13 protein-coding genes and 1 pseudogene are annotated in these 14,344 nt (G+C 34.5%); 7 read left to right on the plus strand and 7 right to left on the minus strand.

Features of this window, described 5'->3' with window-relative positions; genetic code table 11:
* The first annotated feature begins 268 nt into the window (after positions 1-268).
* Positions 269-1,027, plus strand: coding sequence for an SDR family NAD(P)-dependent oxidoreductase (locus BLV40_RS16860; protein ID WP_026591512.1), 759 nt, complete (start codon positions 269-271; stop codon positions 1,025-1,027).
* 425 nt (positions 1,028-1,452) lie between these two features.
* Here BLV40_RS16860 and BLV40_RS16865 read toward each other — a convergent pair whose 3' ends face one another.
* Both BLV40_RS16865 and BLV40_RS16870 read right to left on the minus strand, forming a co-directional pair.
* Entirely contained in the window at positions 1,453-2,484 is a 1,032-nt protein-coding gene (locus BLV40_RS16865) for a DUF4179 domain-containing protein (protein ID WP_090692035.1), read from the minus strand.
* Positions 2,477-3,007, minus strand: coding sequence for a sigma-70 family RNA polymerase sigma factor (locus tag BLV40_RS16870; protein WP_026591510.1), 531 nt, complete (start codon positions 3,005-3,007; stop codon positions 2,477-2,479). Before BLV40_RS16870 ends, BLV40_RS16865 begins: the two co-directional genes overlap by 8 nt.
* A 416-nt stretch (positions 3,008-3,423) precedes the next feature.
* On the opposite strand from BLV40_RS16870, the gene BLV40_RS16875 reads away from it, so the two are divergent.
* The 3 genes and pseudogenes from BLV40_RS16875 to BLV40_RS16885 form a co-directional block, all read left to right on the plus strand.
* A complete protein-coding gene (locus BLV40_RS16875) occupies positions 3,424-4,281 on the plus strand; it encodes an MBL fold metallo-hydrolase (RefSeq protein ID WP_090692037.1) in 858 nt (285 codons plus the stop codon).
* 263 nt (positions 4,282-4,544) lie between these two features.
* Entirely contained in the window at positions 4,545-5,678 is a 1,134-nt protein-coding gene (locus tag BLV40_RS16880; protein WP_026591508.1) for a zinc-dependent alcohol dehydrogenase, read from the plus strand.
* A 141-nt stretch (positions 5,679-5,819) separates the two neighbouring features.
* A pseudogene (locus BLV40_RS16885) lies at positions 5,820-6,205 on the plus strand (IS200/IS605 family element RNA-guided endonuclease TnpB); the annotation flags it as partial.
* A 101-nt stretch (positions 6,206-6,306) separates the two neighbouring features.
* Here the strand turns inward: BLV40_RS16885 and BLV40_RS16890 are convergent.
* The 3 genes from BLV40_RS16890 to BLV40_RS29655 form a co-directional block, all read right to left on the minus strand.
* Positions 6,307-7,980, minus strand: a complete 1,674-nt coding sequence (locus tag BLV40_RS16890; protein WP_026591506.1) for a ribonuclease J — start codon at positions 7,978-7,980, stop codon at positions 6,307-6,309.
* 108 nt (positions 7,981-8,088) lie between these two features.
* Complete coding sequence (locus BLV40_RS16895; protein ID WP_090692040.1) at positions 8,089-8,943, minus strand: manganese catalase family protein; 855 nt, start codon at positions 8,941-8,943, stop codon at positions 8,089-8,091.
* 214 nt (positions 8,944-9,157) lie between these two features.
* A complete protein-coding gene (locus BLV40_RS29655) occupies positions 9,158-9,355 on the minus strand; it encodes a spore coat protein (protein WP_231503926.1) in 198 nt (65 codons plus the stop codon).
* Between the two features lie 282 nt (positions 9,356-9,637).
* Between BLV40_RS29655 and BLV40_RS16905 the strand changes: the two genes are divergently transcribed.
* Together BLV40_RS16905 and BLV40_RS16910 are read left to right on the plus strand one after the other, a co-directional pair.
* Positions 9,638-9,850, plus strand: a complete 213-nt coding sequence (locus tag BLV40_RS16905) for an alpha/beta-type small acid-soluble spore protein (RefSeq protein ID WP_026591505.1) — start codon at positions 9,638-9,640, stop codon at positions 9,848-9,850.
* Positions 9,851-10,200: 350 nt separating this feature from the next.
* Complete coding sequence (locus BLV40_RS16910; RefSeq protein WP_026591504.1) at positions 10,201-10,716, plus strand: DUF3231 family protein; 516 nt, start codon at positions 10,201-10,203, stop codon at positions 10,714-10,716.
* A 113-nt stretch (positions 10,717-10,829) separates the two neighbouring features.
* Here the strand turns inward: BLV40_RS16910 and BLV40_RS16920 are convergent, their stop codons facing one another.
* Positions 10,830-11,324 carry a YndM family protein gene (locus BLV40_RS16920; RefSeq protein WP_090692047.1) on the minus strand — a complete coding sequence of 165 codons (495 nt, stop codon included), beginning with the start codon at positions 11,322-11,324 and terminating at the stop codon, positions 10,830-10,832.
* A 280-nt stretch (positions 11,325-11,604) separates the two neighbouring features.
* On the opposite strand from BLV40_RS16920, the gene BLV40_RS16925 reads away from it, so the two are divergent.
* Positions 11,605-11,817, plus strand: a complete 213-nt coding sequence (locus BLV40_RS16925) for an alpha/beta-type small acid-soluble spore protein (RefSeq protein WP_090692050.1) — start codon at positions 11,605-11,607, stop codon at positions 11,815-11,817.
* Between the two features lie 619 nt (positions 11,818-12,436).
* On the opposite strand, the gene BLV40_RS16930 is transcribed toward BLV40_RS16925, so the two are convergent.
* A complete protein-coding gene (locus BLV40_RS16930; RefSeq protein WP_090692052.1) occupies positions 12,437-14,230 on the minus strand; it encodes a helix-turn-helix transcriptional regulator in 1,794 nt (597 codons plus the stop codon).
* Positions 14,231-14,344: the final 114 nt, after the last annotated feature.

Genomic DNA, 14,344 nt, shown 5'->3' on the forward strand with positions numbered 1-14,344 from the left:
AGTATCTTTTTGTTAGTTAAAATCTCAAAAGAACAGCAAGTATCCTCTATTAAGGAAGAAATTTTGTCCTTGAAACGACCAATCAAATGTTGAATGTTTGTGAGAATGAAAGAAGATATATTTAACTCTCTTTTTTATTATGTCGCATTTCAAATCATAAGGGACATATTATGTTTGGATTTAAAATGAACTTTGACCGTACCCTAAGATATGTCTATTAATTACGTTAGTAGCTTACATGGCCAATTAATATAAGGAGGAATGAAACATGGAATTAACAAATAAAGTTGCTGTTATTACTGGAGCAGGAAGTGGAATTGGACGGGCTAGCAGTATTAAATTGGCAAATAATGGTGCAAAAGTAGTTTTGGTTGATTTCAATAAAAAAACAGGGGAAGAAACTTTAAATCTGGTTAAACAACAAGGTGGAGAAGGAATTTTCATTCAAGCAGATGTATCGAAGAGTGTGGATGTACAAAACTATGTAAATACAGCTATTGAAGAGTATGGACGTATTGATATATTTTTTAACAATGCGGGTATTATTCAACAGTTCGCTCCTTTCACCACGGTTGAAGAATCAGAATTTGATCGTATTATGTCCGTCAATGTGAAGGGGATATTCCTTGGAATGAAATATGTATTGAAAGTTATGGATGAGCAAGGATCCGGCTCCATTATAAATACTGCTTCTACTGCAGGAATTCGTGCAGAACATAGCGTAGCTGTATACTCTGCAAGTAAGCATGCGGTTATAGGTTTAACAAAGGGTGCTGCATTAGAATATACCAAAAAAGGAATACGGATTAATGCACTTTGCCCAGGGGGTGTACAGACACCTTTAACAGCTAGTGTTGCTGATCAGTTTAAAAAATCTGGTTATGTCCCAGAAGAGATACCAAATATGAGAATGGGCCGTTATGCTGCTCCGGAAGAACTTGCGGAAATGGTCGCTTATTTAGCATCAGAAAAAGCTAGTTATATGACTGGCTCAATTGTTGTTGTCGATGGCGGCTTAACCTTATAAATACCTGTTTATTGAAGGAGCTAGAGACAGTATATATAAATTAATGTTCAGTATAAAGAGGATCTTTGGTCAAATGAAGATCCTCACTTTGTAAATATGAAATGTCTTATCAGTTGAATTAGTTGTAACAAAATACTGTATCAGAAGAACAACGGTTAAAAAAAGAATTCATGAAGTCTATAGCACCCATCTATTTTTGATTAATTGATAGAGGGCATTTTCTTGTCTTTGTACAAAAATCCATTACAAACATATGGAAGTGCTTACTTACTTTTCGTTAGTTTACATAATCTTTATTATCAGGATTCAATGTATTTAGAAGACTATTAAAAATCCTCCAGATTGTTTAACTGGGGGACTTTCGTGTTCACATAACTTCACTTATTTGCAGTCAATAGACATAGAAACCTAGCAAAATCCTTCAATTATTGTAGCAAAACAGTCATTTTTAAATCTTCAGCACCTCCATTTTTTAATGTATCATTTGGACCACTAAGATACGTAGGTTCAATTGTTAAGGATTTTGGAGGATTATCCATTGGTGGAAGAGCTAAAACAATATGGTGTCCGTAAAGTCCCGTGCTACCAACTTGCAAGCTGCCTCCTTCGTAGATTTTTCCTTTATCATCAGTCACAGTATAATCAAACGCTGGCCAACTGTCGTTAATTTCCATTTCTTTTGGGTAATCAAAGGTCAAATCAATCCTCGTTGAAAGTGAAGAAAACGTCACTTGGTCTACTGTTAATGCATACAGATTATCTTTCGTTAATGTTTTTATATTAGGAGTGAATTTACGAATCTCACCTTCAACTTTTGCAAGAGGAAATGCTACGTTCCATGTTCCTGTTTTTCCAAATAAATCTTTCCCATGGACAGCAACATCAATTTTATCACCAAATTCACCGTAATTAGCCAGAGTGAATTCATGCTGCTCAATAATAGTGTTTCGTCCTGTTGACTTCTGTGAAGTAGAACCAATTGCAGGTCTGACTTCTTCTTTCCCATTAATGGTTACATAACTAAATCCAGCTTTCTCTTCATTGCTATTGGAAGCAATATTTTCTCCTTTGTATTCCACCGTAACAACTAAACGTCCACCATCGTAAACAGCTTCTTTTACATTCATCGTTAAACCACTATGGTTATCTTGTCTCTCAATTGATGCAGCAAGCTCGTCCTTTTCAATTTTATCAGAAGCAATATCATTAAATTGTGCATAAATAGGGCCTATAACTGGAACACTCGATAATGACTTTGCCATAGCAGGAGAAATGAATCCAAAACCTAAAAGCGAAACACATATTCCACAAGCAACAAGACTAGAATACTTGATTGTTTTTTTTCTACGGTATTGATTTTTCTTAGCTTGAAGCATAGCTGTTTTTTCTCTTTGAATTAACCGATCTTCTGGTATAGGAATATCATTGATATGGTGATTAAATTCTTCTTTATTCATAACTATATCCCTCCTTTAAAATGGGGCGTAAGGACTGCTTTGCTCGATGTAATTGAGATTTTACCGTTCCTTCTGGAGAATTAAGAACCTCAGCAATTTCTTTAATAGATAAATCGTGATAATACCTTAATAAAATAATAGTTTTGTAAGTAGGATCTAAGAAATTAAATGCCTCAGTTAAATCCAATGATTGTTCTAATTTATTCATGCTCTCTTCTGTACATAAATTGGCGAATATTTCATCATTTGCAACGAATTGTCTAGAGGATTTTCTTACAAAATCAATGGATTTAAAAACAAGAATTTTGGTAATCCAACTTTGAAATTTCTCCGGTTTTTTTAATTTTCTCAATGAAAGATATGCTTCATAAATTGTTTCTTGGTATATATCCAATGCATCTTGTTCATTTCTTACATACGAATAAGCTGTTCGATATAATTTTTGGCGAACAAAAGTAATAAGTTGTTCAAATGCTTGATCATTTCCTCTTTTTGCTTGTTTTACTAGATAGGCTATGTCCATTTTTATTTCTTCCTCCCTTTACTAATATAGTCGAATGAGAGAATAAAAAGGTTGCAAAAATAAGTGAATATATAAAAATCTCCTACAGCTTATTGCAATGATTAATATCCAGCATTAAAAACACCAGAAATCCAGATAGAAATAAGAGCCAAATATACAGCTTGTTCATACCCAATTTAAAGTAAAGAAGATCTCTCAAAACGAAAAAATGAGCTGATTTCTCAAACTGACTAACTGGGGAAAATTTTTTTCATTTAGGGGGTACATCAAGCTAAGATAAATCTGTATTCTTATAACGAAAAAAACGTTATTCTTTTTGTAGAAATACAGAGAAAGGATGATGTTGAGATTGAAGGTAATATTATTTCAGTAATTCTACATACTAAAGAGCATAATGGAAAAAGGAGTTTGCTCTTATGGATGAAAAATTGAATCAAGAATTGAGAAGTAATTTAGATGAAACAATTTTACCTTTAACTTCTCTTGGCAATGGAGAGAGCATCGAAGTTGCATCCAATATCTATTGTTTATGTATAAAAATTGTTAATGTATGCTTTGTTGGTGATTCTACAGAGCCAAACGAATGGGTTCTAATTGATACGGGAATGCCAAAATCGATGAATCTTATCATAGATTTTGCAGAAGAAAAATTTGGAAAACATAGTAAACCAAAAGCAATTATATTAACTCATGGTCATTTTGATCATGTTGGTTCTGTAATTGAATTAGTAAAAAAATGGGATGTTCCAGTTTATGCACACAAGTTAGAAATCCCCTATTTAAATGGTGAAAAAGACTATCCAGATCCAGATGGATCTGTGGAAGGTGGATTTGTAGCGAAAATTTCTCCTTTGTTTCCGAATAAGGGCATAAATTTAGGTAAATATATACATGAGTTGCCTCCGGATGGTAGTGTACCCCATATGCCTGGATGGAGCTGGATATATACTCCAGGGCATACTCCTGGACATATCTCTCTATTTCGAAATACGGACGATTTTTTAATCGCTGGAGATGCTTTTGTTACCGTAAGACAAGATTCATTGTATAAAGTATTGATTCAACAAAAAGAATTAAATGGTCCACCAAGATATCTTACTACCGATTGGAACAACGCCTGGGAGTCTGTAAAAATACTTGAGAAGTTAAATCCTAAATTTGTAGTGACAGGGCATGGTTTACCTATGTTTGGTGAAGAATTAAGAAATGAATTGCGTCGTTTAGTAGAGAATTTTGATAAATTAGCTATTCCTGATTACGGAAAATATATTTAACAGTACTCTTTATATGAAACATAAAAAGCCTAAATTTCTTACTTAATTTATAATAAAAATGTTTTATACATATTGATTTTCTTCTTAAAATATAGCTAGAAGACATAGGGAAAAGAAGGTAATATGAAAACTTCTCATAACAAGGTTATGGATTTCTCGGATTCAATTCAGGTCTATCTTTAATAACTAAAAGAATGACTTCTATATTATAAATAAATGCAAAAGATGTTTTGAGAAAATGTTAAAAAGGGAGGTATGTGAATATGAAAGCTGTAACCTATCAAGGGCCAAATCAAGTACAGGTTAAACAAGTTGATGATGCGAGGTTAGAAAAAAAAGATGATATTCTTGTAAAGATTACTTCAACCGCTATTTGCGGATCCGATTTACATTTATACCAAGGTAATATGCCTTTACCCCCAGGATACATTATCGGTCATGAACCAATGGGGATTGTTGAAGAGGTGGGTCCTGATGTCACTAAAGTAAAAAAAGGAGATCGTGTTGTCATCCCTTTTAATGTTGCTTGCGGGCATTGTTTTTATTGCCAACATGAAATGGAAAGTCAATGTGACAACTCAAATCCTCATTATGATTCCGGGGGATACTTTGGTTATACAGAGAAATTCGGTAACCATCCAGGCGGTCAAGCTGAGTATTTAAAAGTTCCTTTTGGTAATTTCACTCCCTTTGTTATACCAGAATCATGCGAGCTTGAGGATGAATCACTACTTTTTTTATCTGATGTTTTACCGACGGCCTATTGGAGTGTAATAAATGCAGGTGTAAAATCAGGCGATACTGTTATCGTGCTTGGTTGTGGACCTGTTGGATTAATGACACAGAAATTTGCTTGGATGAAAGGTGCCAAGCGTGTAATTGCAGTTGATTATTTGGATTATCGAATGAATTTTGCAAAAAAAATTAACAATGTTGAGGTATTTGAGTTTACAAAATACCCGGATATGGGAGAACATCTAAAAGAAATTACGCAAGGTGGAGCGGATGTCGTCATCGATTGTGTAGGCATGGATGGAAAGAAATCTCCTTTGGAGTTTCTTGAACAAAAATTAAAATTACAAGGGGGAACTCTCGGTCCTATACAAATTGCTACAAAAGCCGTACGAAAATATGGAACGGTCCAATTGACAGGTGTTTATGGTGGCAACTATAATGCATTTCCACTAGGTGCATTTTGGGTTAGGAATATTAACCTTAGAATGGGACAAGCCCCTGTCATTCATTTTATGCCCGAATTGTTTGAAAAAATAACAAAAAATGAATTTGATCCAAAGGAGATTATTACCCACAAACTCCCTCTTGGAGAGGCGAGTTATGGTTATCAAATTTTTAATAATCGTGAGGATAATTGTATAAAAGTTATTCTAAAACCTTAAAAATCCGTCCTTTCTCATTCATCCTTTTTAATTATTCTTTATGCTAAAGATAAGATCAAATTCCAAGATCTTATCTTTTTACTTTGAAAAATAAATACTGAATTCATTTTAAATATAAATATATATAGTTTAATCAATGCATGTCCTGCCAGGCTAGCTCAATTAAAGAAGCAACCGGATATAATTTACTTAAAAGAAGTCGATAGTATTGCTCTTCAATTAATATTGAAAAAACTTGCAGATGCTATTCCACGATTTAAGTCTAAAAAGAATAAAGTTTAATCCTACACAACCAAGAAAAAGAACGCAAATATTGCTATTATAGACAACAAAATGAAATTACTTAAACTTGTCTTGGTTCGCTTTGCCCAAAGTCGTGAAGTAAAAGGGCGTATTTGGCATGCAACGATTCGATGTAACCGAGTGGTAAATATTTTGTATTTATCCTTATTGGAACAAAAGTACAACAAATGCCTAAAACTGAATCCGCTTGTAGAACTGATGTTGGACTAAAAGATTTTGCGATACAGAAAAGCCCCTGCATGACTTTAATCCACCTTTAGGCATGGGATGAAAGTATCGCAAAATCTGTGATCCCCTTACTTAATCGATACAGAAAATCATCATTTTAAACTTCAATTATGATGGGAAGAATCATTGGTTTTCTTTTTGTATGTGAATATATAAATTGGCCTAGTGTTTCCTTTAACTCTCTTTTTAAAGCATTCCATTGGCTAATATTAGCCTTTTTTAAATCATTAATAGTTCCAACAGTTAGTTTATTGATTTTCTCTAAGAAATCTTCTGAATCGCGAACATATATAAATCCACGAGAAATGATGTCTGGACCAGAAATTATGTTCTCCTCTGTTTTACTAAGAGTAATAACTATTACAAGCATACCATCCTCAGAAAGTTGCTTACGGTCACGTAATATAACATTTCCTACATCACCAATTCCTAATCCATCTACATATATATTACCCGCAGGTATTCTTCTGGTTTGATGAGCAATCTGATTCTTAATATCGACAACTTCACCATTGCTAATGATATAGATGTTCTCTTTCTTAACACCTACGGACTCTGCTAATAGACTATGATGATGTAACATTCTAAATTCGCCATGAATAGGAATAAAATATTTAGGCTTCATTAAAGTAAGCATTAATTTTAATTCTTCTTGATAGGCATGCCCAGAAACATGCATTCCTGTTGAACTTCCTACTCCATAAATGACATTAGCCCCCAAGCGAAATAAATTATCTATAATTCTTGAAACATTACGTTCATTTCCTGGTATAGGAGTTGCAGATAATATGACAGTATCATCAGGTAGGATATCTACCTGTCGATAGTTTCCACTGGCTAAACGAGCTAGGGCTGCCATAGGTTCACCTTGACTACCAGTACAAAGAATAGCTACTCTTTTTGGATCCATTCGATTGATTTCATTTGCTTCAATTAACATCCCATCAGGAATATCTAAGTAACCTTGTTCTAAGGCAACAGAAACTACATTTACCATGCTTCTCCCCAGTAAAGCAAGCTTTCTATCTGTTTTTAAAGCGGCATCTACTATTTGTTGTACACGATTCACGTTGGATGCAAAGGTAGAGATAATAACTTTTCTACGCGCCTTGGTAAACGCTTCTTCAATTCGTTCACCTACTGATTGTTCTGAAGGAGTAAATCCAGGACGTTCAGCATTCGTGCTTTCCGAGAGTAGAGCTAAAACACCATTACATCCGATTTTAGCCATTTTATGAATATCGGGATATTGATTATTAATAGGGGTTAAATCAAATTTGAAGTCGCCTGTATGAACTACTGTACCTTCTGGGGTATGAAAAGCGATTCCAAGACAATCAGGAATACTATGATTGGTTTTGAAAAATGTTAGATTTATCTGTCCAAAATCAATTAATGACTCAGAATCAATAATAAATAACTGTGTTAGATTTTGAAGTTTATGTTCTTTTAATTTGATTTCGATTAATCCTAGGGTTAATTTCGTTGCATAAATTGGGACATTCAATTGTTTTAATAGATACGGAATACCTCCAATGTGGTCTTCGTGTCCATGTGTAACGACTAAACCTCGAATTTTATCCTTATTTTCTTGCAAATATGTAATATCAGGTATTATCAAATCTATTCCTAATAAACTTTCATCTGGAAACTTAGAACCGCAGTCAATAATCACAATATCGTTTGAATATTGTATGGCATACATATTTTTTCCTATTTCATTAACCCCACCTAAAGCAAAAATGGATAGTGTATTTTCTACTTTACTCAAAATGAATATCCTCCTTTTTGAAAAGATCCAAGCTTATTTGAATCCATATAGAGATTGTCTAATTTAGATTTATGACCAACCATTTATAAATGGTTGGTCATAATAATCTCAAAGCTCCATATCTTTTAATCCCGGACTATGCTCATTTGGCATTTCAGGAAGTTCTGGTACAGGAAAACCTTTTGGTGGCTCCGTTACACGTAACATTTCTTTGTTTCTACTTGGTGATTCACCTTGGAAGATCTCTCCGATTCTTGTGTCATCCAACCTGAAATTAAATTGAGCATTATGAAATCCCATTTCTACGTATTTTCTACACTCAGGATATTTATTGATATCGTAGTTTGGTACAGGGAAGAGTTTTCCCCATTCAACGCCTAAAGTTTCTAATGCTTTCGCAAATGCATTTTGATGTGCATTATCACGCACAATTAAAAAGGCAAGTGTTTCACGAAAAGTTTGATTTGAGCTCATTTCATAAATCCTTGTCTTTTGAAGTACCCCAGTTGATTCAAGAACTAGGTTATCCATTAAATCACTAATTAGATTTCCATGGCTGTATACCCACGATCCGTTCCATGGGTTACCGGCTGCATCTACTGGCAATGAGCTTTGAGCACCTACAATAAAATGGTGAGGATTTGCATGTTTAACCGCCTCATCAAGCGGTGCTTTATCCATACCAGCATTACCTGGCGTAGGCTCACCAGATCCATTTAATAATTGATTAATTGTATTCTGAACGAGCTCTACATGACTAATTTCCTCAAGAAAAACCCCTCGAAGTAAATCACGATATTGCTTCGCTTTTCCTCTAAAATTTGAACTTTGAAAGAAATATTGCATCATCGTACGCATTTCACCAAAATGGCCGCCAAGTATTTCTTGTAAGACCTTCGCAGCGGCGGGATCTGGTTTGTCTGGTTTAATAATATTAATCAATTCTTCTTTGTAATAAAACATAGAAAATACCTCTCTTTTTTAAGATAAGCAACAATTGTAAAATGCCCCAAATTAAGGTGATTTATTCTTGTATCTTTTTTATACTCTAATGCTGTATTTAAAAAAAATAGTTAATAAAGGACATACCCTGCTTCCTGTAGAAAGCAGGGTATGTCCTTATGTATCAGATAGAATTCCGTATATTTTTTAGTTCTTAAAGAGGATGTTGTTGATTTTATGCTACGTTTAAAGCTGTTTGTATAGTCATTAAATCTACTTGCAGTTGTTCTTGTACATTAGTTGGATGATAATATCCTTTATCAATCATATATTGACTTACTTGCTTATGTGCATCAATTGCATCCTGTAAATGTTGATGTAATACTTCACGAGTTTGATTAGATGTAACTTCTGTACTTACATATTTAGAAATTCACTCATTTATTTCATGAACACCTTTTGTATAAACTCCCCCTTACATACCGTTCTTTTTACATATGAATTCAAGTAGAGAAAAGAAGAGGATTAGGAGGATAACATAATCGTTCCAAACAAACCTTGTTATGAAAATAGTTCCTCTTCTTGTTTCTCTCAATCATATTTTAAGAAGGAAAGAAAAACTTATACTCAAATTCCAAAATAATTAAATACCATAAAATGGAATATATATTTTTTTATGTTTCTTAGCATATTAAAAACATAGGAGGTGATACATATGGCAAACAATAAGAGTGGAAATCGCAACGAATTATTAGTTCAAGGTGCTGAAAGTGCACTTGATCAAATGAAATATGAAATTGCGCAAGAATTTGGTGTACAACTTGGTGCTGACACAACAGCTCGTGCAAACGGTTCTGTTGGTGGTGAAATCACTAAACGTTTAGTAGCAATGGCTGAACAACAACTTGGTGGCGGATTTACTCGTTAACTTCACCCCAAAATAGAAAAGATTAGGGCAAGTGGTATTGTTGATTATTGGAAACATAGCAGATTACAGTAGTTAACAAACACATCTTTTCATGTTGTCTGTATTTAATTTATAAATAAACTCTCATAATGAATGCATTTGTACTCGAAGATTATTGAGAATTTTAAATAATAATCTTTGAGTATTTTATTTGAAAGACTCTTTTCTAGATTACAAACACATATCTTATGGGGAAGGTGTTTCCCATGAATGTTAAAAAGTCTTTTACAGGAACAAATATACTTAAAAATTTATTTTCAATACTGAAAAGTATATTAACTATGATATTTACAAAAGGGAGGCATCTTAAAATGGGTGTATTAAGTGGAAATCCTCAAAATGAGCCTTTACATTATGGAGAAGTTTTTGATATTTGGAGTTATCTTCTCGCAGCACAAGGAGCAGTTGCAGGTCATCAAGTATTCATTAACCATACAGGTGATGAAGAATTAAAGAAATTCTTAGAAAACCTAATTGAAAATGATATGACCTCTGAAATAGAAGAGCTAAAAACACTTCTAAAAGTAAACGGTGTAGCTTTACCACCAGCACCTCCAGAAAGACCAGTTGCATCTATTGAAGATATTCCTCCTGGAGCACGCATCAATGATGCTGAAATTGCAGCAGCAGTTTCTACAGGTTTAGCGGCAGGATTAGTAACTTGTAGTCAAGTAATGGGAAAATGTCTTCGAGAAGATGTAGGAATGCTTTTTGGACAATTCCATATGAAAAAAGCACAAGCTGGTGCAACTTTACTACGTCTAAGTAAGAAAAAAGGCTGGGTAGTTCCTCCGCCATTACATGTTAAAAATACTGATCAAGCTTAATAAAAAAAGTGGCTGAAAGCCACTTTTTTTATTTCATTTTATTTTTTATTTCATTTTATTTTTTATTTCATTTTATTTTTTATTTCATTTTATTTTTTATTTCATTTTATTTTTTATTTCATTTTATTTTTTGTATCATTTTCCTTTTGAATGAATCTTACTTTTTCTATTTCAGAGCGGTTTAAATATTCATGTGAGATCTCCATAGCATATCTATCGTGATGCATATTAGTTGATTCCCTTGAATCTTTACCTTCATGTAATACAGCTTTTTTCATATAAATGTGAAAGAATATTTCTACGGCACTAATAAGCAAAGCAGACCAAAATGAAGAAAAACCAATATTAGGAGTTAAATCTATATTTGTTAAGAAATAAGTTAATACCCAAATCCCTAAAAAACTCAATCCAAAATCAGCAATTGTAGCAATCATGTTCCCATACCTAGGTAGAACAAATAAATCTCCTATTAAGTAGGCTGTCCCTGTAATTAGTAATGAAATCAGTAATATTCTAGGAATTGAAACGTCCTGGAATATACCTAATATCATCAATAATACGGCACTAATAGCGGTATATTTAATTAATAAGGCAACAATATGTTTCATAAATGATTCTCCTATCTTTTAACTTTCATGTAGGAATAGTAATTTTCAATAAAAACGGGTTGCACTTTCATAAAGCACAACCCGTTTCATCGTGTTCAGGAGGTTTACTCATTATATGATATCCATATGGCAAGAAGTTTTTTCGCTCTCCTACACAATACTATTTTGTGAAATATGAGCATGAATTATGTATTAAAACAATAAAAACTAATACCAAAAAAAGGACTATATATTTTCGAATGCTTTTTTACATATTAAAGAGTGAAGGAGGTGATATAACATGGCAAACAATAACAGTGGAAGCCGTAATCAATTATTAGTAAATGGTGCTGAACAAGCTCTTGATCAAATGAAATATGAAATCGCACAAGAATTCGGCGTACAACTTGGCGCAGACGCAACAGCTCGTTCAAATGGATCTGTTGGTGGAGAAATCACAAAACGTCTAGTAGCATTAGCTGAACAACAACTTGGTGGTGGAGTTACTCGCTAACTTAATATAGCAAATGGATATTAGGGAGAGATAAATCATCTCTCCCTATTTGTATATAATTAGGATATACGAATAACGAAAAGAATTGAAACTATAATTTAGAATATATTACGTGATAAACACGATGTCTAAAAGGAGCGTATATGAAGATTTTTATATACACATTATTGATAATTAGATGGAGTGTTCTATTAGGGATAGCACCACATCGCTATCAAGCTAAGGTTTTACACTACCCATAAAGCAAAAAAGGCGTTATCCTTTCTGTATATTCCTACAAAAAGAATAACGTTTTCTATGAATTATTGGTATAAATTCATCTTAGATTGATAGTAATTTGGCGGTACCCCAAACGAAAGTTTTATCTCTTCATAGTTGTCCATGAAAATTCAGTTCATTTTTTTTATTTAGGGGAATAATTAATTTCTTAAGTTGATGGACATATGGCGATACCCCACATCCATCAACTTAAGGCGTCTATTTCCTTGTTCTTTTATGAATAAAAGTTTTTTCAAGGCACTGTTCCAGTTTCTATTACTTGATTCATTGTTTGGATTAGCAGATATAAATGTATCGGAATGATTTATATCGTGAGTACTATCGGAAAGTTCTACAGCGTCTACAAGATATTCTCTGTTCGCGCCATTTTAATTGCTTCTTCGCGATTGTTGACGCCGAGCTTCGAGTAAAGGTTCGAACAGTAATTGCGTATAGTTCCCTCCGATAAAAACAATTTAGTGGCAATTGACTTGTAGCGAAGCCCGTTCGACAGATGTGTCAGAATTTCCATCTCACGTTTCGTAAGTCCGTATGGGGAATTTTCCTTACTTGAGCCGATCTTCTCTAGCTGTTCGCGCTGACGTTTCATCTCTTCGAAAACTCGCGTAGCGACCGATTGATCAATCCAAGTTCCTCCGTTATAAATAAGTTTCAAGGCTTCTTTCATTTCACGTGGATGAATTGACTTCAGCATGTAGCCTTCCGCTCCATGCTCCAATGCAGTTGCTGCTTGCAAGAAATCCTCAAACGTTGTCATGAGCACAATCTTCATATCAGGCCATCGCTGTTTCATCTCAAGTAAAGCTTCAAGTCCGCCCATTCCCGGCATGCGAATATCCATTAGCACGATATCAGGATGCGAATGCTCACAATGCTCTAATGCTTCGCGCCCGTCCTTCGCCTTACCAACGACGGTAAAATCAACATGCTGATCTAAAACTTGCTCCAAACTGTCGGTAATAAGTGCCTGATCATCAACGATCAACAGGCGGATTGTGTTATGTACAAGCTCTGTTTGCAATGGAATATTACATATAACGAATGTTCCTTGCTTAGCCCCAGAGTGAACCGACAATGTGCCGTGATATAGTTCAAGCCGTTCTTTCATTTCATTGAGCCCAAATCCGAATTGGATTTCTTCCATCCCGATGCCGTTATCTTCAATTTGTAACCGGAGTTGTTGCTTATCGAAATGCAGTTGAACGGATATCGCACTTGCCTTGCCATGTCGAACCGCGTTTGTTAGCGACTCTTGAAGGCAGCGATATAGGCAAAAGTTTATTTTTTGCGTTGAGAGAGCCTCATTGCCAATCACACGGAATATAACCGTTGTACCTGTCGATCTCATAAACTCTTCTGTTAATTGTCTCAGCGATTCACTTAACGAATGGTTTAATGAATTATGAGAGAGCTGGTGAAGGTGCTTTCGGATATCATCCAGACTGTGCTGGGCAATGCCGACAAGTGAGTCAATTCTCTCAAACTGTGAATCTGACACTGACGATCGCAGTGATTCGACACCGACGATGAGAGAGGTAAGGGTATGGCCAATTGTGTCATGCAGCTCATGTGACAGCCGGCTGCGCTCTTCTATGAGCGTAAGCTCCTCAATTCGTTTAATATGTTGCTCCAGCAATAACTTTTGCTCTTGTATAATTCTGGCCTGTTTATGGTACTGAATTAATATATTAAACGCCATTCCAATGACAAAACCAAGGCTGCAGCTAACGATAAACTCATACGGGAGATAATCAGCAATCCAACTGTTCAATATTGGGAATACAATTCCACAGAGGGCACCTGTCCACACATAGTTTTTTTGAATGTTTGCTAAGCCAATAATCATCACGAGTAAAACGAAAGACCAAAGCAATTCAGGCGCTACGTAGGCTAAATAAAGATAAAATAAGCCTGATGCTGTGACATCGACTACAAGATACCAGTCTTCTTTCCTATAAAGGACGATTAATGGAACAAAGTAAACGACGATAGTAAGAGAAAGTACAAGCCAAAGTGACGCATCGATTAATGATGGATGTATAAAATCAGCACTTATAATAACGAACAGCCAAAACGTTCGTACGGATACAAATATCCAATCATACCAAAACCATTTTTTCATTACTGAGGACATAGATTATGCACACCTACTTGTATTTTTTTGAGATTAATTTTCTAATGATTCAGATTCATCATGCGACATAACTTCCAATTCGTCAATAGAAAGGAGGGAGGTCAGAGGCTAACT

It is taken from the genome of Bacillus sp. 166amftsu, from assembly GCF_900107445.1.
GTDB classification, from domain to species: domain Bacteria; phylum Bacillota; class Bacilli; order Bacillales; family Bacillaceae_G; genus Bacillus_A; species Bacillus_A arachidis.

Excerpts from the sequence above, each read along its gene's own strand:
- BLV40_RS16920 (WP_090692047.1), bottom strand. The coding sequence starts at position 11,324 with ATGAAACATATTGTTGCCTTATTAATTAAATATACCGCTATTAGTGCC.
- BLV40_RS16875 (WP_090692037.1), top strand. The coding sequence starts at position 3,424 with ATGGATGAAAAATTGAATCAAGAATTGAGAAGTAATTTAGATGAAACA.
- BLV40_RS16860 (WP_026591512.1), top strand. The coding sequence starts at position 269 with ATGGAATTAACAAATAAAGTTGCTGTTATTACTGGAGCAGGAAGTGGA.
- BLV40_RS16930 (WP_090692052.1), bottom strand. The coding sequence starts at position 14,230 with ATGTCCTCAGTAATGAAAAAATGGTTTTGGTATGATTGGATATTTGTA.
- BLV40_RS16905 (WP_026591505.1), top strand. The coding sequence starts at position 9,638 with ATGGCAAACAATAAGAGTGGAAATCGCAACGAATTATTAGTTCAAGGT.
- BLV40_RS16880 (WP_026591508.1), top strand. The coding sequence starts at position 4,545 with ATGAAAGCTGTAACCTATCAAGGGCCAAATCAAGTACAGGTTAAACAA.
- BLV40_RS16925 (WP_090692050.1), top strand. The coding sequence starts at position 11,605 with ATGGCAAACAATAACAGTGGAAGCCGTAATCAATTATTAGTAAATGGT.
- BLV40_RS16870 (WP_026591510.1), bottom strand. The coding sequence starts at position 3,007 with ATGGACATAGCCTATCTAGTAAAACAAGCAAAAAGAGGAAATGATCAA.
- BLV40_RS16865 (WP_090692035.1), bottom strand. The coding sequence starts at position 2,484 with ATGAATAAAGAAGAATTTAATCACCATATCAATGATATTCCTATACCA.
- BLV40_RS16895 (WP_090692040.1), bottom strand. The coding sequence starts at position 8,943 with ATGTTTTATTACAAAGAAGAATTGATTAATATTATTAAACCAGACAAA.
- BLV40_RS16910 (WP_026591504.1), top strand. The coding sequence starts at position 10,201 with ATGGGTGTATTAAGTGGAAATCCTCAAAATGAGCCTTTACATTATGGA.